Origin of the sequence: Paenibacillus sp. XY044, from assembly GCF_002257645.1 — a bacterium.
In the GTDB taxonomy this organism is placed as follows: Bacteria; Bacillota; Bacilli; order Paenibacillales; family Paenibacillaceae; genus Paenibacillus_AQ.
Genome location: NZ_NQMO01000010.1, coordinates 66,363 through 88,578 on the forward strand (window position 1 = coordinate 66,363; position 22,216 = coordinate 88,578).

The following is a 22,216-nucleotide window of genomic DNA, read 5'->3' on the forward strand; positions in this document are numbered from 1 at the left end:
ATGAAAAATACGCCGCACCCGGGAACGGGAAATCGGCAGGACGCAGCCCCGACGGAGCTGCCCGGCAGCCGGCTTACCCGCAGGCAATTTTTGAAGCGCGGCGTCGCCCTTGCGGCCGGCGCAGGACTGCTGACAGGGGCATACGCCTGGTTGTGGGAGCCGCTGCTGCTGGATACCGTTTACCGGACCTTGGTATGTCCGCGGCTGCCGGCGGCTTTTCACAACTTGAAAGTCGTTCATTTCAGCGATGTCCATCTCGGGTTTCACACCCGGAAGAAGCACATCGAGAACCTGGTGGCGGCCATTCGCCGGGAAGCTCCAGAGCTGATTTGCTTTACCGGTGATATTATTGATTCGAGTGCGGAAGCGATGAACGAGTATATTCCTCTGCTCGCTTCGACTGAAGCCCCCTTGGGCAAATTCGCGGTGCTTGGCAACCACGATTTTTGGGGAGGAAGCGGGAAGCAGGTGATCGAAAAGCTGCAGGTGGCCGGGTTTCGGGTCCTGCAGAACGGCAATCAGCTCCTAAACCGGGGCGGACAAACCATCGCAGTGGTCGGCTTGGATGACTGGCTGCACGGATTTCCCGATCCGAAGAAGGGGAGAGCCGGCATTCCGGACGACATGTTCACCTTACTGATGATGCATGAGCCGGATTACGCCGGCAACGCCGCCCTGTTTCCTTTCGACCTGCAGCTGTCCGGGCACAGCCATGGCGGACAGGTCCGCCTGCCGCTGCTCGGTGCACTGATGACGCCTCCGGGGTCTAAGCGTTACATCATGGGCATGTACGAGGTGGGAGATCGGCGAATGCCGCTGTACGTCAACCGGGGGATCGGAGAAACGCATCTTCCCGTCCGCTTTTTGTGCAAGCCGGAGCTTACGGTCTTCACCCTGCAGTCTGCCGCCCGGTAACCCGGCCGGCAGCCATCCGGATCAAATCAAGGGAAACAAGCGAAAGAAGGGGAGAAGAGCGTGCTGAACGAGGACAAACGAACGCCGATGCCTATGCTGAAGGGCAGCCGCCTGATGATGAAACCGATCGAACTGCAGGATGCGCCGAGGCTGCTGGACATCCTGGCTGACCCCGAGGTGATCAAATACGTGACCCAGGGCTCCTTCTTCAGCTTTGCCCGCTCGCGGCGCATCGCCTCGGAGCTGCTGGCCACCGGCCGCATGGACTCGCTGCATATGGGCATTTGGATTTATGGGGAGCGCGAGCTGGCCGGTGTGGTGTCGATGCAGCATTGGCGCCAGGAGAAGCGCGATGCCATGATCGGCTATATGCTCGCCAAAGAGTATTGGGGCAGGGGGATCGCCAGCGAAGCGCTTGGCCTGATGCTGCATTATGCTTTCACCGAGCTGAAATTGCTGCACATGGAGGGCAGATGCCATGCGGTCAACACGGCGTCGGCCAGGGTGATGCAAAAGAACGGAATGCAGCTCAGCCGCACGTTTCAGCATAGACGTATGTTTTTTGCCGCACCGGTCGAAATGAAGGTGTACGTTCATACCGATCGTTCATATGATGAATACCGGAAGGGGCTGCAGCTTCAGGCAAACCCGGCGATCGCACCGTCTCTGCAATCATAATCAATTAGGTAAGATTTGTAACATAAATGAAATATTGCTGTTATGGGACTCTAACAGAGACAGGGTAAACTTATTCACATGACCCCCTTTTTGAAAATATAAATGATGTTCTGGGACCCGGATCGTGCGGGTTCATTTTTTTTGCCCAAAAAAAGAGGCTCCCTCAGAGGGGAACCACCTTTTTCTCTTTGTTCTTGTAATAGACCCATTCTCGGAATCCGATGTCCTTCAGGCGGCGGGCCACTTCGTCCCGCTCGTCTCCGACCCTTCCGGGAACATGGGCGTCGGAGCCGAAAGTAACGTCCACGCCGAAATGGAGCGCCCGCTCGAGGATGGCGTCCGCCGGGTACCAGCCGCCGCTCAGCTTCGTTTTGCCCGACGTATTGATTTCAATCGCGATTCCGCACTCAGCAATGGTCTGCAGCGTTTCGTCAATGACCTCATCGGCGGGAATGTCGGAGAAGGCCGGAAAGTTGCCTTTCATCGCGTCAATATGCCCGAGGATTTGGAACATGCCGCTTCGGGCGGAATCCTGGATCAACCGGTAATACTCCTCCTTCACGCGGATGCGCTCCTGTTCGGACAGCCCCTTCCAGCGGTTTTTGTTAAAGATGCTGACGCCACCCACGCTATGTACCGAGCCGATCAAGTAGTCAAAGGGATAATCGGCAAGAACCTTTCTATATGTCTCCGCATGCTCGGGAAAAAAGTCGGATTCGATGCCGAGCAGCACGTCGATGCGCCCCTCGTATTCTTTTTTCAAATCAAGCACTTCCCGCACATAATGCTGAAGCTCCGATTTGCCCATGGCGATGCGAGGGAACGCCCGGTCCTCTTTTTCTCCAAAATAAGGGGTATGGTCCGAAATGCCGATGACTTGCAGTCCGGCGCCCAGCGCCGCTTCCACGTAATCCCGGATGTTGCCGTCGGCGTGTCCGCAGCGGAAATGATGGGTATGCAGATCAAATTTCATATAGATACTCCTCCTTGTTCAATGTTAGTTGGGAATTAGAGGCATGCGAGGCTTATTCCGAGCTGATGAAATTCGTTTCCGGCATGCCTTTCAGGTCGCTCAGAAACTGCTGCATGGCCGAGTTCAGGTATTTACCGGATTTGTAAATGACGCCGACGGGATGGCTCACTTCCAATTCAGTTAGCGGGATAATCTTCAGCGTGCCGAGGCGGAGCTCACTTGCGACCGACTGTTTGGACATGATCGCCGCGCCGAGATCGATTTCGACCATCCGCTTGATTTCTTCGCTGCTGGACAGTTCCATGACCACGTTGGGTTCGATTCCGTGCTTTTTAAGAATATCATCGGCAAACCTTCTGCCCACCGTATCGGGAGACAGCAGGATGAGGGGCGTTTCCCGGAGGACATCGATCGTGACGGCCGTTTTCCGGGCGAGCGGATGGCGCGGGGAGACGATCAGCTCAAATGTGTCATAGTACAGAACCGACGTCATCAAATTGGGGTTGCGTTCGATCAGATAACCCAGGCCCACATCGATCTGTCCGTTCTCCACACTGGTGTATATCTGGGAAGAAGCCATGGACATGATGGAGGTTTTGATGAGGGGAAACTGGTTCTGGAAATAAGAAAGTACCCTTGGTAAAATTTGTATGGCTATCGAGGTGGTCGTTCCGAGAACGATGTGTCCCTGCGGGGTTTGATCCAGGTCGTACAGCCGCTCCTTCAGCTCTTCCACAACGGTCAGTATCCGCTCGGCATGGCTGAGAAACACTTCTCCGCGGTCGGTCAGCGTAACCGGCTGGTTCCGGTCCACGAGTACCGTCTTGAACTCGTCCTCCAGACTTTTGATCTGGGCAGACACGGCCGGCTGGGTCAAGTTGAGCAGCTCTCCGGCCTTGCGGAAGCTCATGGTTTTCGAAATGGTGATCAGGGTCTCCAATTGGCTAATGTTCATGCATTTCCTCCTTCGACGTTGATGGCTGCCGGCAAGCAGATAAATTCGAACAAGTGTATCCTTTCATTATATGGGATTCCGGAAGTCAGGGCAACGCGGGCGGATGCGGCCGGTGGTTCGTTTTATTTTTAGAAAAAGCAATCTACAAAATTCGCCACGGTCTTCAAAATTACTCCGGAAGTACCGATATAGATAAAGGGAATCATCCCGGTTTTCTTTCTTAAATAGGAAACTCGAAGGATATATAAGGGTATTTATACCCTGGATAGAAGACGTTTCATGAATTTTTCGTGATTTATTCCAGGGTTTAAAGTATAATTATTCCAATGGTAATGGGACTTTTGGGACATGTCCTCAACCCGTTGTGAAAGGGGCAGTAATTACATATGAAGGCTGAAGTCATTAATCCTTTTCTGGAGTCCGCCCGGACCGTCATTGAACAAGTGATTCAGGTAACCCCTTCTACGGGCAGTCTCGGGGTGAAGAATATGGAGCTCATCGCGGATCATATCTGGATTCAAATCGGGATGACGGGACAGCTTACCGGCAACATCGTGTTCGGGATTCAAGAGCATGTGGCGCTGCGAATGGTGTCCGTGATGATGGGCGGTTATATTTTGACGGAAATGGACGAAATGGGCCAGAGCGCCATATCCGAACTTGGCAATATGATCAGCGGCAATGCAAGCACGATTTTGTCCAATCAAGGCGTCACGGTTGACATTACGCCTCCGAAGGTGATGAAGAGTGAGCACATCGAGTCGTTCCTCCCGCAAAAGGCGCTCAGCATTCCGCTGCTCATGGACGGAATCGGCGAACTGGATATTCAGGTCATGATATCTTAAAATATCAGCAAGGAATAACGGCAGGAAGCACAAGCGTTACGTTTGCTGATACCTGGGCATGAAGCTGGTCCGCTGTGCAGCGCGGGCGACGTTATCCTACAGCAGCGGGAAATGGAGGGAACGAACCTTGAACAGCGTTGTTACGCTGGTTCCGGGTGCCCGGCCTGTTTCCCTTAGGAGGACGAGAAGCCATGTTAAAGGATAAAGTCATCGTGATTACCGGGGCGTCGAGCGGGATCGGAGCCTTGACGGCGAAGCTGGCCGCAGCGGAAGGCGCGGTTACGGTGCTGACCGCCAGGTCGGAGCAGCGCCTGCAAGAAGCGGCTGGAGGCATGACGGGATCCTTCGAACTTCGGGCCATGGATGTGACCCGGGAGGATCAGGTGAGTACTACGATGGAAGACATAATACATAATTACGGCCATATTGATATTTTGCTGAACAATGCGGGCTTCGGTAAGTTTGAGACGATTACAGACATGCCTGCCCGGGAGTTTGAACAGATGATGGACGTCAATTACATGGGCACGGTCCGGTGCACCAAGGCGGTGCTGCCGTATATGCTTCAGCGCAAGGTGGGGCATATCATCAATGTGGCATCGATGGCGGGCAAAATCGGAACGGCCAAATCCACGGCGTACACGGCCACGAAGCATGCCGTTCTGGGCTTCAGCAACGCGCTCCGGCAGGAACTCCGGGAATCGGGCGTCCGGGTGTCGACGATTAATCCGGGTCCGATCGATACGCCGTTCTTCGACATTGCGGACCCATCGGGAGGTTATGTCAGCAACGTGGAATGGCTGATGATGAAGCCGGAACATGTCGCCCGCAAGATCGTCCAGGTGATGCATACCGGGAAGGAAGAAATGAACCTGCCGGGAAAAGCGGCGGTTGCCATGCGCCTGTACCAGATGTTTCCGAGGCTGGCGGACCGGCTGACCTACCGGATCATGAACCGGAAGTAACAGAAGCGGTTTTCGGGTGGAATAGCGTAAGAACAGACTGCGCTTCTAGCGGAAACATTTATGTCGGGACAGGATGCGGTGAAGCCGAAGATACGCTTCCTGATCCCTATATCGAAGCCGGCTCCCGTACGGGGCCGGTTTATTTCTGCGTTTTTCCACCCGCATGATTTTGCGGTCCGTCCTATACTTGCATTTGGTGGGATGGCGCTTTTGGCATATAATGATAAAGAATGACTTAAAACATAAAGGATGAACGATTTCATGAACCCGACTTCTTTTGAAGCAACAGGTATTGACCGAGCATGGATAGACAAGCTGGCCGAGTACGGCATTACGGAGCCTTCGCCAGTCCAGGCGCAGGCCATTCCCGCCGTGCTGCGCGGAGCGGACGTGCTTGCCCGCTCGCAGACGGGAACCGGCAAGACATTGGCCTACCTTTTGCCCGTTCTGCAGAACATTGATCCGGAGCTGAAGGCGACCCAGAAGCTCGTGCTTGCACCGACCCAGGAACTGGGGATGCAAATTGTGCGCGAAGCCGAGAAATACGGGGAAGTTCGCGGCATCGGCGTGCTTGGGCTGATCGGCGGGGCCGCGATCAAGCGCCAGGTGGAGAAGCTGCGGCAGCATCCCCAGCTCGTGGTCGGGACGCCCGGCAGAGTCCGGGAGCTGATCGAGATGCGCAAGCTGAAGATGCACAACGTCTCGACCATCGTAGTAGACGAGGTCGATCAGGTATTTCAGCTCGGCGGTGCCGGCGACGTCGACCGGATTTTGAACAGCGCGCTGCGTGACCGCCAGCTGGTGTTTCTGTCGGCCACGGTCAGCGATAGCACGGCGGCGCTGGTCAAGCGGGAGATGCGCAGCCCGGTCGAAATCGGAATCGATCCGGAGCAGACGACCGCACCCGGACTGGAGCATTTGTATGTGGTGGCGGAGGAACGTGACCGGATCGACATGCTGCGGCGCCTCATCCGCCAGTACAACCCGCAGCGGGCGATCGTCTTCGTCAATCAGACCGAATCAATCGCCGAGGTGGAGGCGAAGCTGAACCATCTGGGCATCGCGGCGGAGGGCTTGTACGGAGACGCGGACAAACTGGCGCGCAGCCGGGTACTCAGCGGCTTCCGCCATGGCAAGTTCAAAGCGCTGGTCGCAAGCGACGTGGCGGCTCGCGGGCTCGATATCGAAGGACTCGAGCTCGTCATCAACTTCGACCCGCCGCCTGACGCCGAGCACTATGTGCACCGTGCCGGACGGACGGGCCGGATGGGGCGCAGCGGAAGCGTCGTGTCGATCGTGACGGATCGCCAGATCTTCATTATGCGGAAGTTTGCGGGCGAGCTCGGCATCTCGCTCGAGCCGCGCGTGCTATACGCCGGCAAGGTACTGACGTCGGAACAGCTTGCGGCCCGCAAAGGCGAACCGTCAGGACAGCCGCGTCAGCGTCAAGTCCGGCCTGCCGGGAGCCAAGCAGGCATGGCGGAAGTGCGCGGCAGCCGGCAGGCGGAACCGAAGCCGGCTAAAGGAAGCACCCGCGGCGCTTCGACCCTGAACGGGCCGCGGGAAGACGGCGTGCGCCGTGACGGCCGGGAACCGTCCCGGCAGGGCGGTGAGCCTTTTAAGGGCGGCAAACCGGCGGCCCGCCAAAGCCAAAGCGAACGGGAGCGCAACCGCAAGAACAAGGGCGCTCCGAAATGGCTGAAAAATAAACCTCCCCGTCCTTAATCGGCGGGAGGCAGGAGTACGGATGGATTCTCCCGAGCGGGACGCGCCCTTGGCTGTTCCCGCTCGGGATTTGAATGAGGTGAAGAGTTGATGAGTGATACGGCTGTGCTGGATATTCAAGGCCTTATCGGTGGTTACAGCCTGAACCGCCCGGTGCTGCACGATATTTCGTTTCAGGTCGGGTCCGGCGAGATGGTTGGCCTGATCGGATTAAACGGGGCCGGCAAAAGCACGACAATGAAGCATATTCTCGGATTAATGCATCCGCAAAAGGGTGACATCCGCGTGAAGGGCAAGAAGCGGGAGGAAGACGCCGGGATTTATCACGGTGCGCTCGCCTTCGTTCCGGAATCTCCGCTGCTCTACGACGAGATGACCGTCAGGGAGCATCTGGAGTTTACCGCGAGAGCGTACGGTGTGGACCGCCAAGACTACGAGGAGCGGGCCGACCGGTTGTCAAGCATCTTCCGGATGCAGGATAAGATGGACAGCTTGTCCACGCAGTTATCCAAGGGGATGCGGCAGAAGGTCATGATCATGTGCGCGTTCGTGGCCCGGCCCGCTCTGTACATTATCGATGAGCCGTTCCTTGGCCTGGATCCGCTCGGAATCCGCTCCCTTCTTGATTTTATGGTTGAGCTCAAGGAAGGCGGGTCATCGATCCTGCTGAGCTCCCATATTTTATCGACGATCGAAAATTACTGTGACCGCTTTATCGTTCTCCACCAGGGACGCGTAATCGCGCAGGGGACGCTGGAGGACATCGCTGCGCAGGCGGGCAGACCGGGACTGCCGCTGGAGGAGCTGTTCTATACTCTCGTGCAGGGCAGGGATTGATGATGGATCTGAGAAAACTTCGGATGGAGCGGCGCGGCCGCTTCTGGGGGGAAGTAACCCCCTATCTCGGCTACGTGATCCAGAGCGGCGTGGCCGTGCTGCTGCTGTTTATGCTGATTGCTTTTGCGGCGTGGTACACGTCGCTCGTCCAGCATATTCCAGCCGGCCTGCCCATTCGCTGGATCATGCTGATTCTGTTCGTGCCGCTGACGGTAAACAGCAGCTTTCGGACGTACCTGCAGCCGGCAGATACGGTGTTTTTGCTGCCGCAGGAGTCCAGGATGCACGACTATTTCAAGGCGGGCTGGACCAGCGGCGTCGTTTATAAACTTATCGGCCTTGCCCTGGTATTCATCCTGTCCTGGCCGCTGTATGTCCGCAGCGATACGGATCCCAGGTCCTTCTGGCCGTTCCTGCTCCTCCTGTTTGCCTTGAAGCTCCTGGCTTCCTACGGCTGCTGGAAGGAGCTGCGGATGGTATCCCGGCGAGCATCGGCGGGTTACCGTCTGCTGCGCTACGTCGTGCTTGCTCTTGCGGTTGCTGCCTGGCTGTGGCAGCCGGAATGGCGGAGCCTCCTGTTTATCGTGCTGCTGGCTCTGACCTATATCGCCGCCCTCCGTATTCCGGCCAAGCATTTGGTAGCCTGGGAGCGCCTGATTGCCGTGGAGAAAACGCACAGCGCCCGCGTTATGCTGATCCTTGGCTGGTTCGTCAACGTTCCAGGCAGACAGCAGCGCGTCTATCCCCGCAAGTGGATGTCCTGGGCCGGAAACCGGGTGCCCTGGAAGCCGGGCGCGGCGTACCGCTATTTAATTACGAAGAGCTTTGTCCGCAGCGACATTTTCAGCATCGTGATCCGCGCGGGCATTCTTGCAGCGCTCCTCGTTTGGTGGACCCAACGCGGGCTGCTGGGCAGCGGGATATACCTGTTTTTCGTGTTCGTGATCGGCGTTCAACTGTCCTCGCTGCTGCGCTATCACCAGGAATCTTTCTGGCTGCACATTTATCCGGTGCCGCCTGCATCGCGCAAGCAGAACGCCGTAAACCTGGCGTTTCAAATTCAGCTCGTCGTCGCCGTATTGATCTGGCTGCCCATGCTGGGTGCAGGGAGCAGCCGAATCGGGCCGTCGCTGCTGACGCTGCTTGGCGGAGCCGTGATCTGTTTGTTATTCCGTTATTTCCAGTCCCGCAAGGGCAAGAGTGACGACGGGGATGACGATGAATAACCGAACGAAAAAAGACCGGGAGTACGCTCCCGGTCTTTTTGTGCATCCATCTGAACCGATGATTGCTCAGCGGCCTGCATGGATGGGGGTGCTTTTTCGATTATAACCAGAAAGAACGAGTGATGATCACCAAGAGGATAAAGAGAACCAGGATGGCGCCTGTGTTGCCAAACAATCCGTGGCAATGTCCATATCCGTATCCATATCCGCCTCTTACTTCTTCGCTCATTGTTCATTCCCCTTTACAATGGTTTGTTTTTCGTTACACCGTATCATATGTCTAGGGGGGCGGCTGTGCTTGGGCATATCACCCGTTCTTTCCCAAAAAAAATAGGTGATTGATGACTCGAAAAACCACGCTTATTTCCGCTGCAAATCCTGGACGCCCTGATAGATCAAATCGAACAGATCCTCAAGGTACTCCTCGTCGATGCAGGAGAAAGCGACCCGCAGGTCATGCTCGCCGAGGGCGATCGTGCCGACTCCGTATTGGTGGATCAAATGGCTGCGCAGCTCTTCGGCCGAAACGTCTTTCAGCTTAAGGCACATGAAATATCCGGAATTAAACGGATAGTACTCCCACACGTCGCCGTACTTGCCGCTGTCCAGCACCGATTTCACTTTGTTGGCGCGGCCTTTCATGATGTGGAACTTCTCTTCCTTCTGAGACGCGAATTCAGGCGACTTCAGCGCATCCAGCACGAAAGTCTGGGAAGGATGGGGGCCGCTGGAAATCGTCGCGCGAATGATGCCCAGAGTCTTTTGCTCAAGGGAGGCGAGCACGTTTTTATCCTGGGAAGCATAGGTGATGAAGCCGACCCGGAATCCCCAAACGAACTCCTCCTTGGTGGCGCCGTCGACTTTTACGGCCAGCACGCGCGGATGGATATCCGCCAATTTGCCGAACAGCGACTCTTTGAGGGAATCTTCAAAGAAAAGGCCGAAATAGGCATCGTCCGTAACCGCCACGACATTGATGCCGGCTTCGGCGGCTTCCTTGATGGCAGCGACGATGGCTTCACCTTCCGCCGGTCCCGGAGTGTAGCCTGTCGGATTGTTCGGGAAGTTGAGCAGCACGACGGCTTTACCTTTGTCCTTCTGGGCCATCAGGGCTTCGCGAAGTCCGTCGCTGTTGAAGGTCATGTCCCCGGTAAACAGCGGGTAGTTGACCAAGACGCCGTGACGTCGGATGCCGAAGGTCAGTTCATAGTTCTCCCAGTTTTTGTCCGGATAAATCACGGCGTCTCCTTCGTTCACGAACAGATCGGCCACGATGCTGAGCCCATGGGTAAGGGCGTTCGTAACAATCGGGCTGCTTACCGTTTTGCCCGCGAGCGACGGGTTCTCCTCAATCATTTTCGCCAGCCAGGCAGCGCGCAGATCGGGCTTGCCTGCGGGTGGTGCGTATGGATACAGGTCTTTCGGAGCGAAAGCGGACAGTTTCTCCTGAATAGCAACCAGATGCATCGGAATTCCCTGCTCGGTCGCAATGCCGATCGTTGCGTTATACTTCTTGGCATGGCTTGTAGCTTCCGCGGATTGGCTCAGTATGCCTTCCTTCGGAAAATAGATTTCCTGACCAAGCGTGGACAACATTTCGTACACATGCGCGTTGCCGGCTTTTAAGCTTTCGTTCAACTGTGCAGCGAGTGGGTTTAACATGGTTTCCATCCTTCCAAATCTGTATAATGATAGGCTTTTGCAAGGTATATACCGTTTTAACTGCCTAACATTATAACACCTGTGAACAGAGCCGTCACGGAAAAAGGAAAAGGATGGTTATGCTGAGAATAAGGCTCTCCCAGCCTCCACATTCCTTGTGATCTCACTCTTCTTCGGAATAGGGACCCGGGTCTGCGGTTTGCTGCATATGAGGGCAAGCGCTGCTGCGAATCAGCTCCATCGTCTCCCGGTCTTTGCCGTGGCCCCTGGCCTCAAGACCCTGCAGCACCTGATCCCTTTTGTCCTCCGTTAAATTTTGTCCGAATTTAAACTTGGCGGTGATTCGGTCGGGAACGATCCGCATCACGGCAACCCCACGCAGCCTGGAAGCATATTTGGGGTTGAGGGTTTCAATAGGGGCATATCCGCCCTCGGGCTGAAGCTTGTTCATAAACAGGGTAAAGGCGGCTGCTTTCTCCTCCAGGTCCTGTACAATTTCGACCCGCCCCGACGCAGTGACGCTCTTGAAATACGAAGTGGCAGGGCAGGCCATCAACGGGTCGGTGAAGTAGGAAGGGATGACGGCATATTCTTCCGCGACACTGAAGCTTACGCGGGGATTGGCGGCGAGGTGGTCCATTTTTTCGCCGAAACGGCTGCCATGCATGTAGAAAATGCCTTGATGGTATACATAGTTGATCGGGGTCACCCGGGGATGTCCGTCTTCTCCAAGGGTCCCCAGAAAGCCGAAGCTCATCTCCGACAAAAACGCTTCTATTTCTTCTTCATGGGTCACTTCAAATTCATTTCTTCTCATTGGTTTTCTCCTCCTTGATGCAGCACTTGCCGATCGGCTGTTATCAGTGCGATGACAACAGCATAACGGGAATATTGACAAGGAAAAAGGTCCAATATAGAGTATTTTTTATAGTCCATTTTGGCGGCGGCTGGCAAGATAAGCTGTCACAGGAGGAACATTCATTCATTTGATGCTGGTTCCGCAGCAAAGGAAGGGAGGACAGCATGGAGATATCCCTGCATCTAGAGACGTATATTGAAAAGCACCGCTACAAGTACCTGGCGCTATATCACGCCCTGAGGGACGCCATCATGGAAGGGAGGCTCCCCGGGGGAACGAAGCTTCCTTCTACCCGCGAGCTGGCGGATCAATACGGCTTGTCGAGGGGGTCGGCCGCCTTGGGTTACGATCTGCTGGTGTCGGAGGGCTATGTCCACAGCGAAGTGGGCCGGGGGACATTCGTTGCCCTCGCGGGACCTTCACCGAAAGCTGCGGTGGAGGCCGAAGCCGCCCCACTTGCCCTTTCCCGCTGGGGAAAACGGCTGCTGGAGCTCCCGCCAATCCCCAAAGCGGGGAGCAAAGCTCCGTCCGCCATCGACTTGGGGGGAGGCGGGATGAGCATGGAGCTGTTTCCGTATGCGGAGTGGCGGAGCGCCATGACCTACGCCGGCGGCCGGGGCGGAGAGGATATGCAGCGCGGGGCTGACCCCGCCGGGGATCTTGGACTGCGGCAGGCGCTCGCCGCCCACCTGCGCGTCACGCGGGGGATTCATACCGATCCCGGGCAGATCGTGCTTTTCAGCGGATCGATGCAGGGCATCACGCTTCTCTTTCAGCTGCTGCTCAATGAAGGCGAGGCGGCCGTGCTCGAAGATCCGTGCTATTCGGGAATCATCCGGGCGGCGGCGGCTTGCGGGGCGAGGGTGATTCCGGCTGAGACCGATGTCCATGGCATCCGCCTGTCCGAATGGGACGCCCGTCTCGTGCTGGTGACGCCGAGCCGCCAGTACCCGACCGGTGCCGTCCTGACGCTGGAGCGGCGCCGGCAGCTGCTGGACTGGGCGGAGCGGCATCAGGCGGTCATCCTGGAAGACGATTACGACAGCGAGTTCCGCTTCGGCGGAAGGCCGATCGAGCCGCTAAAGACGCTGGATACGCGGGATCGGGTCATTTATATCGGCTCCTTCTCGAAGACGATGTTTGCCGGGCTGCGTCTCGGTTATGCCATCGTCCCGGAGATGCTGGTGGATGCGGTGCTCCGGGCAAAAACGCTGTACGAGCCGTTAACGACAGGGCTGCTCGAGCAGCGGGCGCTCGCCCGGTTCATGACCCGGGGCGACTATGGCCGGCATCTGCGCCGGCTAACGCGCATCTACGGTGCCCGCCACCGCCATTTCTGCGCCCGGATGCGGGAGAAGGCGGGGCACCTGTTCTCGTTGATGCCGGGGGATTCGGGCCTGCATGTTTATGCTTATTGGCTGAAACCGCCGGAAGCTTTTGCAGCCTTTAGGGACGCAGCGGAGGCGCGCGGCGTGACTTTCAGGGACGCGACCGGCTACAGGATCCAGCCTGGCCCACCGGCGGCATTTTTCAGCTATGCACGTTTGGACGAGCGGCAGCTGGCGGAAGGAGTTGACCGGCTGGCGGCGGCATGGGAGGATATCGAGCACAGTATGAATGGATAGACGACGGACGACGGCAAGCATCTATATCCCGATGCAAATTATTCGTTGCGCTATGAAGGCGCGATTTTGGACAGGCCTCTAGGGATGCGAACCCGGCGGAAGCTCGGGGGAATATGGGCAGGATGTGCAAAAACCGCGCCGAAATAGTATCATAGGAGGAAAGATATGAGTCTACGATATAGGGGGGAATGACGACATGCTGCACGCATCGCCGTCATCTTTTGAAATATTGCCGTCCCTCGCCAAAATTGTGTGCGAGCCCGGATGGAAATGGCAGAAGCGCGAGAAGGCGCTGGAAAATTACGATTTATTCTATGTATGGAGCGGGGAAGGGACCGTCATCCGCAACGACGAGCCGTATGATGTCGGTAAAGGGAGCTGCTTCCTGTTCAGACCCGGCGACCATACGAGCGCCACGCACAACCCGCAGAAGCCGCTGGTTCTGACTTACAGCCACTTCCGGGTGTCCGAGCCTGTGACGGATATTCCGCTGCCGTACCGGAAGCTGACGGAAACGGTTGACTTTGAATATATGCTGGCCCGTTATGTCAGGCTGTTTCTCGTTAACACCTACGCCGCCCAGGAAGAGGGGCAGCTGATCCTGAAGCAGCTGATGATCCATCTGCTCCGGCACGACCGGCAGCAGCCGGAGGAGAAGAGGGTAAGCAACCAGCTGACCGAGGTGATCCACGAGATCGCCAATTACATTCAGCAGCATCCCGGCATACCGCACCGGGTCGAGGATCTGGCCGCCCGCGCCGGATTGTCGCCGCGGTATTTCTCGATCAAATTCAAGGAGCTGATCGGCTCTCCCGTTCAATCTTACATTATCCGGACGCGGATCGACCGGGCGCAGCATCTGCTCCTGCATGCGGGCATGAACGTCACGGAAGTGGCCGATGCGCTCGGATACCGCGACATCTTTTTCTTCAGCCGGCAATTCAAGCAGTATACGGGTAAAAATCCGTCCGAAATCAGGTAATTGTTTCCTGCTGTTTCGCTGTCTTCCCCCATCGGGTAATAAGCTTCAAGCTTGCAAATGCCCGAAGAGACGAAGGGAGGAAAGAATCGGATGAGCAGACGGCGGATTCGCAGGCGTGACGGGTATGCCGCAGCTGCGGCGGCGCGGGGGAAATACCGTAACCGGATGCGCCGGTTCAGACCGGCCAGCATCATGAGCGACGTATGGTTTTAACCCCACCCGGCAACCTTTTTTGAACTCATCACATAGGGTATAAATGATGTCTTAAGAGCAGCGCGGGATGCCAGCCCGCCGCTGCTTTTTTGTGTGCGCGCAATTGCCCTGACGCATCATGATACCGGTGACCGCGGTCGGCGTAATTCCATCATCCGCAAATCTTCAATCGGCAATCGCGCAGGGCGTAGTTCTTTGGTGTGTGCTCTCCCCCCGGCCTGCCGGCTTATGGTATGCTGAGGGAGCAAGGTGTTAAGCAGAGGATGGAGGATAGCGAAATGAATGAAGCATTCGGAGCAAATTCGGAGGATAGCCTGCGCCTCCTGCTGGTTCAGGCGGAGCAGGTGCTGATGTCCGCACTGGGGCAGTTTGGCATCCAAGAGGAACAGGCGGAATTTATCCAAATTTCGGACCATATAACATACCAGGTGACCGCGCGATCCGGGGGTAAATTTTTGCTGCGGATTCATCCGGTGTCGGCCGACGTGAGCGCCATCCGTTCGGAAATGATTTGGCTGAACCGGCTCTCTTCTCAAGGTCTACCGGTTCCGGAAGGCGTAGCGGACCGAGAAGGGAATATCGTGGCGATTTGCGAGGCGGACCGGGGCCAGGGCTGGCCGGTGACGCTGCTGCGCTGGATCGAGGGAGAGCAGGCGGAAGACGGTCTCGATGACAGGCAGGTGTACCGGATGGGCGCGCTTATGGCAAGACTCCACCAAGCCGCACAGAGCTTTGTTCCACCGGAAGGGTTTGTCAGACCCCGATGGGGGGCTGCAAGCCTGACCGAAGATATGCAGCGGCTGGAGCGACGTCACCGCGTCTTCCTAAATTCCGATGAATGGGCGCTTTATGCACAGGCGGCGGACAACGTCCTAGGGCGAATTGCCGCATGGTCTCCGGACCCTTCCCGGTACGGGATGATTCACGCAGATCTCCACGAGGGCAATGTGGTATTCAAGGATGGGGAACCGTGCCCTATCGATTTTGGCCGCTGCGGATTCGGTTATTATGCATACGATTTGGCGCAGGCACTCATCGGTCTGTACCCGGCACAGCGGAGCATGCTGCTGGACGGGTATGAAAGCATACGCCTTCTTCCGAAGGAGAGCGTTCCCCTGCTGGAAACCTTTTTCCTGCAGGCGGTACTGGAGAATCAAGCGTTTCATGCCGGCAATCCGCAGGAAATTCCGTCGCTGAAGGAACAGAAGGGGTATATTCTGTCCGTGATCCGCAGCTATTTGGCGGGTGAGCCGTTTCTGTTTCCAGGGAAATAACATCTGAACAGGGAGTGGAACCGAATTGGGAGTACAGGATGAGCGGCCGGTCGTTTTGGTCACGGGAAGTTCCAGCGGCTTCGGGCTGCTGGCCTGCGTGGAGCTGGCTGTCCGCGGATACGCGGTTTTTGCCGGCATGCGAAGGCCGGAAGCGAGCGGGGAGCTGATGAAAGCCGCGCAGACGTCGGGGGCTTTGGAGCATATTCATGTGGTGGGGCTGGATGTCACCGACGGTGAACAGGTGCTGCAGGCGGTATCTGGCATCCTGAAGTCCCGCGGCCGGATCGATGTGCTTGTGAACAATGCGGGCACCGCTTACGGAGGAATGATCGAGGAAATTCCGATGGACGTGTGGAAGGCGCAGCTGGAAACGAACTTCTTCGGGATGGTTGCGGTAACCCAAGCCGTCCTTCCCGCCATGAGGGAGGCGCGAAAGGGGAAAATCATTCAGATCAGCAGCATCAGCGGGGCTGTCGGTTTTCCCGGCTTCGGTCCTTACGTGTCGTCGAAGTTTGCCGTGGAGGGCTTCAGCGAATGTCTTGCGCTGGAAATGCGGCCTTTCGGCGTCGATGTCGTCGTGGTGGAGCCGGGGTCGTACGGAACGGCCATTTGGGACAAAGGATTTGCGCAGATGAGCACCGCCGATCGGTCGCCTTACGAGCGGATGCTGAATCAGCTGATGGACTTTTCCCGAAATAGCGCAGATCAGCGCGGCGATCCGGCCGACGTGGCCCGGCTGATCGCAAGGATCGCGCGTATGAACAAGCCGGCTTTCCGCTACGCCCTGCCCGCCGGCACGCGCTGGACCATGGCGGTCAAGCCGCTGCTTCCAGGCCGCTTGTTTCAGCGGATCATGCTGGCACTCCTAAGCAAAAAGGGCTGAAGGCTGAGCCGGAATCGTTCCGGTTCAGCCTTCGGATGGATGCAGCTGGCCGAGCAGCTGACCCATGCGGACATGGTGCCCGGACTGGAGGTCTGCCCGGCGGGTGAACGTGCCGTCCTGGGTCAGCAGTACGACGGTCGAACCGAACTCAAAATAAGCGAGAGGATCGCCGTTACGCCAAGTATTGACGGTTTCGTCGTCATAGCGGATGCTGCTGACATTCATCGCTCCGACCTTGACGACGGCAACTTCCCCCCGGGCTCCTTTAATATACGTAATCAGCCTTTCATTGCGGCACAGCACGGATTTCATCTGGGTCATGCCGAATTCGTTGACCGGGTAGCATCGGCCCTTGATATGCTCACTCTCCACCTTCACGCCTGTGATTGGGGAGTGGATGCGGTGATAATCGGTAGGGCTAAGGTACAGCACAAAGAAATAGCCATGTTTATATAACTCCAAGTGGGGAGAGGAATTAAGCAGCTCCTCCACCGAATAGTCCTGCCCTTTCACGTTCAGAATCGTGCCTGATGTAATTTCGCCCATCGCGGTGATTTTGGCGTCGACGGGGCTTGTAAGCACGTTCTCGCCTTCGTGCACGGGACGCATGCCGGGCTTCAGACGCCGCGAGAAAAATTCGTTGAGCGTGCGGTATTCGCGGATTTCTTTTTCCGCTTCTTGCGCCGGGATCTGATAGTTTTTGATAAAAGTGGGGATGACCCCTCTGCTGAGCCTGCTGTGCGAGAAGCGTCCCATCATGGAAGAGAGCCACTTTCTCGAAGAGAGCTCTGTCATGAGCCGCAGTAATTTCTTTGCCATGCCTAATCTCCCTTCCAAACGTGCCTGTAGCACTCTGAAATATATTGACATAGAACGGCGATCAAATCAATATACAACAAATGCTGCAAACGGCCCCGGGGAAAAATGGTATTGCCAATCTTCCGAGGTTGATGTATTTTGGAATCAATACGGGCCCGCCGTCGTCTTCATCAGGGCGAGGTGCCTGTTACACAGAAGCGAACCCATGCATCTCTTCGTCTTGCACGACGATGTGTCCGGGATATGGCGGCGATGCTGCGCCTTGTGTTCATCTGTGTACATATGGGAATACGGGAGCTCGAGCGAATCGGGCTGAGAGTGCAGCTAATGAACTGCTGCTGACCGGGAATCTGATCTGGATAATGCCAGCGTAGAGAATTCAAGTCCTTTTGTGGGCTTATTTGACGATCTCCCTCGCTTATCCAGGGGGTTTTTTTATTGCCCAAATTTTGGAAAAGGAAAGGACGATGTCAAATGAACAGCAGTACGATGCAGATGGATCGGCCGAAGGGGCTGAAGCTCAGCGACCTGCTCGTGACGATTCTGCTATCCCTCGTGATCGGGGTGGTGTACCATTTTTGGGGTTCGGTGAACGACTTGCTCAAGCCGCTGTTTTTCCAAGCGGATGAGTTGATGTACGGCATGTGGTTCCTCGCTTCAACGCTTGCTGCGCTGCTGATCCGCAAGCCCGGCGTAGCCCTCTTGGCCGAGGTCGCAGCAGCTCACGTAGAAATACTGTTCGGCAGCGAGTGGGGGCTTCAGCTGGCTATTTATGGTGTGGCGCAGGGTCTTGCCGCGGAGCTGATCTTCGCCCTGTTCCGTTACCGGAAATTCTCCATGGGGGTAGCGGCGCTGGCCGGCATGGCTTCGGGACTGGGATCATTTCTGGTGGACGTGTACTACGGCTATGTCACGGACTATACAACGTGGATGATCGTGTTCAAGTACGTGATGCGGTTAATCAGCTCGGCGGTGCTTGCGGGATACTTGGCGTACGCCCTGACCAAAGCGCTGGAAGCAACCGGAGTAACCCAGCTGCTCCGGCCAGTGACGGCCAAGGATTATGAAGCACTCGATCATGACTGAGGCTAAATGGGTCGCCGCGACGAAGCGGAAATCGGTGGAGCAAGGGGCGGATCAAGGGAGAGAGCGGATCGCCGTTTCGGTGACAGACCTGCGCCTTAAATTTCCTGGCGAGAAGGCGTTCGTGTTTAAAGATGTTTCCCTGTCGGTGCCGGCCGGAGAAAAGGTGCTACTGCTCGGCCCTAGCGGATGCGGGAAATCCACGCTGCTGCAGGTGCTCGGCGGGTTGATTCCGGCGGTCATCGACGTTCCGCTCAAATATGCGGACATCCAAAAGCCCCGTTCGGGCGGATATGTATTTCAGGATCCGGATACTCAGTTCTGCATGCCGTATGTCGATGAGGAGCTGGCGTTTGTGCTGGAGAACCGCCAGGTAGCCAGGGAGGATATGATTCCGCGGATGCGGGAGGCGCTCGGGCAAGTCGGCCTGAACCTGGAAGAGCTGCACACCCCGATTGAACGGCTGTCCTTGGGGATGAAGCAGAGGCTCGCTCTCGCATCGGTCCTGCTGCTGGAACCGGAGGTGCTCCTGCTGGATGAGCCCTCGGCGCTGCTGGATCCCGAGGGGAGAAAGCAGATCTGGGAGGCGGTACGCAGCGTATCGGGGAGGCGGACCGTGCTGATCGTTGAGCACCGGATCGAAGAAATCGTGGACTGGGTCGACCGGATCGTTCTGTTCGCGCCGGATGGAAGCATCCTGGCCGACGGCAAGCCGGCCGAGATCTTCACGACATACCGCCGAACCCTGCAGGAGAACGGCATTTGGTATCCTGGCGTTTGGGAGGATTATATCCACGAGAGGGGGACTCGGCTCGCCGGTCCATTGAAATCCTTGCAGCAGGGCGCGGACTTGGCGGTACCAGTTCTCTCCCTGCGGGGCTTTGTCGGTCTCCGTGGAGATGTGCCGGCGATCATGGTGGAAGAGGCAGAGGTATATCCCGGCGATTTTATCGCGGTTGTCGGGCCTAACGGGGCAGGGAAAAGCTCTTTGCTGCTGAGCCTGATGCAGCTTCTTCCGACCGCAGGCAGCTACCACCTGGAAGGCAGACTGCTGCAGGGCAGGGGCAGGAAGAGAACCTGCCCTTCGGACCGGATCGGATTCGTGTTTCAGAACCCGGAGTTCCAGTTTGTAGCCCAGACGGTACTGGAGGAGACGGCCTTTTCTCTGCATATGCAGGGCGGCATGTCCCGGGCAGAGGTGGAGAGTAAAGCCGAAGATTGCCTCCGGACGTTTCATTTGCACGGCTTGGAGAGCCGGCATCCGTATCAGCTCTCGACCGGACAGAAGCGCAGGCTGAGCGTCGCCACGGCAGCGGTGCGCCGCCAGGCGGTGCTGCTGCTGGATGAACCGACGTTCGGACAGGATGCCCGCAACGCCTTTGCCATCCTGGACTACTGCGAAGCGCTGCGCAGCAGCGGCACGGCGATCGTTATGGTGACGCATGAGCGTGAGATCGCTGAACTGGCCGCTACCCAAGTATGGGAAGTCCGCAGCGGAAGGCTGACGGCGATGAAGCCCGGAGGGAGGAGACTTGAGGGATACGGCGCAGCTCCGGATGCGCAGGGGGAGGTAAGCGGATGAACAAATTTTTAACCCCGAGCCGTCTTACCTGGCTGCACCGGGCGAATCCTTCATTGAAGCTCGCCGTACTGATCATGTTGTTTATCGTTACGATTCAGACGCGAAGCATTGATTTTGCCGTCTATCAGGCCGCGGTCTATATCGCCGTCCTGTTTCTGTCCAGCGGTTATCCGGCATGGAAAGTGATGCTGCTTGTCCTCTCCTTCAGCCTGGTGTTCGTTTCTTCGTCCCTGACGATGCTCCTTTTCGGGAAAGGGGATCACGTCTGGTGGCAGTGGGGGCTGTTCCGCGTATCCGAGGAAAGCTTCTACCGCGGGCTGCACCTGGGCTTCCGGGCTATTGCTTTTGCGGCAGAAGGATTGCTCTTCGTCATGACCACGCCGTCCGTCAAGCTGTTCTATTCGCTGATGCAAAATTTTCGCCTGCCGCCCAAATTCGCATACAGCTTCATGGCGTCGATCCGGCTGCTGCCCATCGTCTGGGAGGAGTTTCTCATCCGCAGGCAGGCGCTGCGAATCCGCGGCGTGCGGACAGGGCGGGGAATCAAAGGCCTTCTTGAGCATGTCCGGCTGTATGCGGTGCCGCTGCTGTCCCAGAGCATCCGCCGGGCACACCGCGTGGCGGTGGCGATGGAAGCGAAGCAGTTCAGCGGGTCGGGACGCAGGACGTATTATTATCCGTCGGCCTTCAGCAGATACGACGGCCTGGCGGTTCTCATGTTCGTTATCGCCGTTGCGGTTGCTTACTATGCGGCCGCTGCCATTCCCTGGTTCGGCATCGAAGATGTCAGGTACCATGGACAAGGTTAACCCGTATGATAGCTTTAGCCGACTGAAAAAAGACCGAAACAGCGGCATGACGCTTTTCGGTCTTTCGTTTAAGCCTATATTTGATTTGATATTCGGTGCTTTCCCGGTTTCCTCGTTCTGCGTTTTTCCTGCTTTAGCGATTTTGGGGGATGCTCACCATTATGGCGGGCTAACCCGACGTCCGGCTCAAAGTCCTGTGCCGGCGTTCTGCCGGTTTACCAGATACCGGGCATAGGCCATTGGCTCTCGATATGTTTTTTTCCAATACTGAGGCATATTGGCTTTTCGGAAGCCGTAACGCTGATCCCGTCCGTTGCATTCGATAAAATACGGCTCGCCGCCCTTGGTGACGCCGATATCCAGGCCAAGGTCCGCCGCAAATGGCAAATGCTGCTCCAGCTGCCGGACCACGCCGAAGGCGAGGTGATGCACGCTTTCCGCGATTCGGTTTGCTGATAACCCGGGCAGGCTTTCGGCCAGAATTCGTTCAGCCGGTAAAGCCTTACCGCCTTGGGCGACATTGGAGACGAACATTCGGGATGCGGCGACCTTGGCATACATCCCCGTCAAGCTCCAGCTGCCGCTGATGCCCCGCTGGATGGAGACGCGAAGGTCATAAGGCCGCTGCTTATATTCCGCCAGCTCGATGCGTTCCTGAACGAGGAAGGGCACTTGGGAGATCCGGCGGAGCAGGATGCCCGGAAGCTGGCGTCTATTCAAGCGGACCGTCGTCCATCCCAGGGAACGGCCGGTTCGGGCATAAGTTAGATACCAGTGCTGACCTTGGGCATGAAGGCGCATGATTCCTCTGCCGACGCTGCCGACGCAAGGCTTTAATATCAGATCGCGATATCGCCGCATCATTTCCTGGATCGAGGAAGGGGCGGCGATCGTCGTATCGGGAAGATGTCGCGCGAGCAGGGGATCATTTTCGAGCAGGTGATGAATTTCATCTTTCCCATACCGGTTGTAGGCGTTGAAAATCATGTAACCTTCGTCTATAAGTCGCTGTATTCTACTTTTTGACCGCCCGTCTAAATAGATGGCCCGGTTATGAATGACTCTGGGCAGCGGCAGCCTGGTGTAAACGTATTTCCCCTCTCTCAGGACGTACGCCGAACATTCGTGGCGTTCGATATCGATATCCTGTAGTTTCATATAGTACGGCTTCAAACCGAACATCCGGGCCGCTTCTTCATAATTGGCGAGGGATTCCGCTCCCGTGTTTCCGCCGGGAATTCCCCGGTGCACCGCTGCATTCAGCAGAATTCCAACATCAGAAATCCACACGTTCATCCCTCCCTGG

The 22,216-nt window shown here is 56.8% G+C and carries 22 protein-coding genes and 1 riboswitch; of the genes, 15 read left to right on the plus strand and 7 right to left on the minus strand.

Annotated features, from left to right (window positions below):
* Both CJP46_RS29850 and CJP46_RS29855 read left to right on the plus strand, forming a co-directional pair.
* The gene (locus CJP46_RS29850; RefSeq protein WP_094599281.1) at nucleotides 1-915 is read left to right on the plus strand and encodes a metallophosphoesterase; all 915 of its coding nucleotides are present in this window, start codon (nucleotides 1-3) and stop codon (nucleotides 913-915) included.
* 60 nt (nucleotides 916-975) lie between these two features.
* Complete coding sequence (locus tag CJP46_RS29855; protein WP_094599282.1) at nucleotides 976-1,593, plus strand: GNAT family N-acetyltransferase; 618 nt, start codon at nucleotides 976-978, stop codon at nucleotides 1,591-1,593.
* A 163-nt stretch (nucleotides 1,594-1,756) separates the two neighbouring features.
* Here CJP46_RS29855 and CJP46_RS29860 read toward each other — a convergent pair whose 3' ends face one another.
* Both CJP46_RS29860 and CJP46_RS29865 read right to left on the minus strand, forming a co-directional pair.
* The gene (locus tag CJP46_RS29860) at nucleotides 1,757-2,566 is read right to left on the minus strand and encodes a histidinol-phosphatase (protein WP_094599283.1); all 810 of its coding nucleotides are present in this window, start codon (nucleotides 2,564-2,566) and stop codon (nucleotides 1,757-1,759) included.
* A 52-nt stretch (nucleotides 2,567-2,618) separates the two neighbouring features.
* Complete coding sequence (locus tag CJP46_RS29865) at nucleotides 2,619-3,521, minus strand: LysR family transcriptional regulator (RefSeq protein WP_094599284.1); 903 nt, start codon at nucleotides 3,519-3,521, stop codon at nucleotides 2,619-2,621.
* Between the two features lie 386 nt (nucleotides 3,522-3,907).
* On the opposite strand from CJP46_RS29865, the gene CJP46_RS29870 reads away from it, so the two are divergent.
* From CJP46_RS29870 to CJP46_RS29890, 5 genes are all read left to right on the plus strand, one after another.
* Complete coding sequence (locus tag CJP46_RS29870; RefSeq protein WP_094599285.1) at nucleotides 3,908-4,366, plus strand: chemotaxis protein CheX; 459 nt, start codon at nucleotides 3,908-3,910, stop codon at nucleotides 4,364-4,366.
* Between the two features lie 191 nt (nucleotides 4,367-4,557).
* Nucleotides 4,558-5,331, plus strand: coding sequence for an SDR family NAD(P)-dependent oxidoreductase (locus tag CJP46_RS29875; protein WP_094599286.1), 774 nt, complete (start codon nucleotides 4,558-4,560; stop codon nucleotides 5,329-5,331).
* Between the two features lie 261 nt (nucleotides 5,332-5,592).
* Nucleotides 5,593-7,056, plus strand: a complete 1,464-nt coding sequence (locus tag CJP46_RS29880; protein ID WP_094599287.1) for a DEAD/DEAH box helicase — start codon at nucleotides 5,593-5,595, stop codon at nucleotides 7,054-7,056.
* A 90-nt stretch (nucleotides 7,057-7,146) separates the two neighbouring features.
* Nucleotides 7,147-7,893, plus strand: a complete 747-nt coding sequence (locus tag CJP46_RS29885; RefSeq protein ID WP_094599288.1) for an ABC transporter ATP-binding protein — start codon at nucleotides 7,147-7,149, stop codon at nucleotides 7,891-7,893.
* Nucleotides 7,894-7,895: 2 nt separating this feature from the next.
* Nucleotides 7,896-9,119 (plus strand): ABC transporter permease, encoded by a 1,224-nt coding sequence (locus CJP46_RS29890; RefSeq protein ID WP_094599430.1) that lies wholly within the window; start codon nucleotides 7,896-7,898, stop codon nucleotides 9,117-9,119.
* A gap of 100 nt (nucleotides 9,120-9,219) precedes the next feature.
* Here the strand turns inward: CJP46_RS29890 and CJP46_RS36905 are convergent, their stop codons facing one another.
* From CJP46_RS36905 to CJP46_RS29900, 3 genes are all read right to left on the minus strand, one after another.
* Nucleotides 9,220-9,348 carry a YjcZ family sporulation protein gene (locus CJP46_RS36905; protein WP_208629380.1) on the minus strand — a complete coding sequence of 43 codons (129 nt, stop codon included), beginning with the start codon at nucleotides 9,346-9,348 and terminating at the stop codon, nucleotides 9,220-9,222.
* Between the two features lie 131 nt (nucleotides 9,349-9,479).
* On the minus strand, nucleotides 9,480-10,781 hold the full coding sequence (locus CJP46_RS29895) for an aminotransferase class I/II-fold pyridoxal phosphate-dependent enzyme (protein WP_094599289.1): 1,302 nt from the start codon (nucleotides 10,779-10,781) through the stop codon (nucleotides 9,480-9,482).
* Between the two features lie 163 nt (nucleotides 10,782-10,944).
* Nucleotides 10,945-11,598 (minus strand): pyridoxamine 5'-phosphate oxidase family protein, encoded by a 654-nt coding sequence (locus CJP46_RS29900; RefSeq protein ID WP_094599290.1) that lies wholly within the window; start codon nucleotides 11,596-11,598, stop codon nucleotides 10,945-10,947.
* Between the two features lie 206 nt (nucleotides 11,599-11,804).
* Here CJP46_RS29900 and pdxR point away from each other — a divergent pair, with 206 nt between their 5' ends.
* From pdxR to CJP46_RS29920, 5 genes are all read left to right on the plus strand, one after another.
* Nucleotides 11,805-13,265, plus strand: coding sequence for a MocR-like pyridoxine biosynthesis transcription factor PdxR (gene pdxR, locus CJP46_RS29905; protein ID WP_094599291.1), 1,461 nt, complete (start codon nucleotides 11,805-11,807; stop codon nucleotides 13,263-13,265).
* A 196-nt stretch (nucleotides 13,266-13,461) separates the two neighbouring features.
* Entirely contained in the window at nucleotides 13,462-14,247 is a 786-nt protein-coding gene (locus CJP46_RS29910; RefSeq protein WP_094599292.1) for an AraC family transcriptional regulator, read from the plus strand.
* Nucleotides 14,248-14,337: 90 nt separating this feature from the next.
* Nucleotides 14,338-14,460 (plus strand): hypothetical protein, encoded by a 123-nt coding sequence (locus CJP46_RS37270; RefSeq protein ID WP_256992596.1) that lies wholly within the window; start codon nucleotides 14,338-14,340, stop codon nucleotides 14,458-14,460.
* 278 nt (nucleotides 14,461-14,738) lie between these two features.
* Nucleotides 14,739-15,734, plus strand: coding sequence for a phosphotransferase enzyme family protein (locus CJP46_RS29915; RefSeq protein ID WP_179281386.1), 996 nt, complete (start codon nucleotides 14,739-14,741; stop codon nucleotides 15,732-15,734).
* A 25-nt stretch (nucleotides 15,735-15,759) separates the two neighbouring features.
* Nucleotides 15,760-16,617: an SDR family oxidoreductase gene (locus CJP46_RS29920; protein ID WP_094599294.1), complete on the plus strand. Its 858-nt coding sequence runs from the start codon at nucleotides 15,760-15,762 to the stop codon at nucleotides 16,615-16,617.
* Between the two features lie 24 nt (nucleotides 16,618-16,641).
* Here CJP46_RS29920 and asd read toward each other — a convergent pair whose 3' ends face one another.
* Nucleotides 16,642-17,436 (minus strand): archaetidylserine decarboxylase, encoded by a 795-nt coding sequence (asd, locus tag CJP46_RS29925; protein WP_094599295.1) that lies wholly within the window; start codon nucleotides 17,434-17,436, stop codon nucleotides 16,642-16,644.
* Between the two features lie 280 nt (nucleotides 17,437-17,716).
* Nucleotides 17,717-17,830: riboswitch (TPP riboswitch) on the plus strand.
* A gap of 80 nt (nucleotides 17,831-17,910) precedes the next feature.
* On the opposite strand from asd, the gene CJP46_RS29930 reads away from it, so the two are divergent.
* Genes CJP46_RS29930 through CJP46_RS29940 form a run of 3 tightly spaced genes read left to right on the plus strand, consistent with a single transcriptional unit; the run spans nucleotide 17,911 to nucleotide 20,910 of the window.
* Entirely contained in the window at nucleotides 17,911-18,522 is a 612-nt protein-coding gene (locus tag CJP46_RS29930; RefSeq protein WP_094599296.1) for an ECF transporter S component, read from the plus strand.
* The gene (locus CJP46_RS29935) at nucleotides 18,515-20,101 is read left to right on the plus strand and encodes an ABC transporter ATP-binding protein (RefSeq protein ID WP_094599297.1); all 1,587 of its coding nucleotides are present in this window, start codon (nucleotides 18,515-18,517) and stop codon (nucleotides 20,099-20,101) included. Before CJP46_RS29930 ends, CJP46_RS29935 begins: the two co-directional genes overlap by 8 nt.
* Entirely contained in the window at nucleotides 20,098-20,910 is an 813-nt protein-coding gene (locus CJP46_RS29940) for an energy-coupling factor transporter transmembrane component T family protein (RefSeq protein WP_094599298.1), read from the plus strand. Before CJP46_RS29935 ends, CJP46_RS29940 begins: the two co-directional genes overlap by 4 nt.
* 186 nt (nucleotides 20,911-21,096) lie before the next feature.
* Here the strand turns inward: CJP46_RS29940 and CJP46_RS29945 are convergent, their stop codons facing one another.
* A complete protein-coding gene (locus tag CJP46_RS29945; protein ID WP_094599299.1) occupies nucleotides 21,097-22,200 on the minus strand; it encodes a YheC/YheD family endospore coat-associated protein in 1,104 nt (367 codons plus the stop codon).
* Nucleotides 22,201-22,216 lie beyond the last annotated feature (16 nt).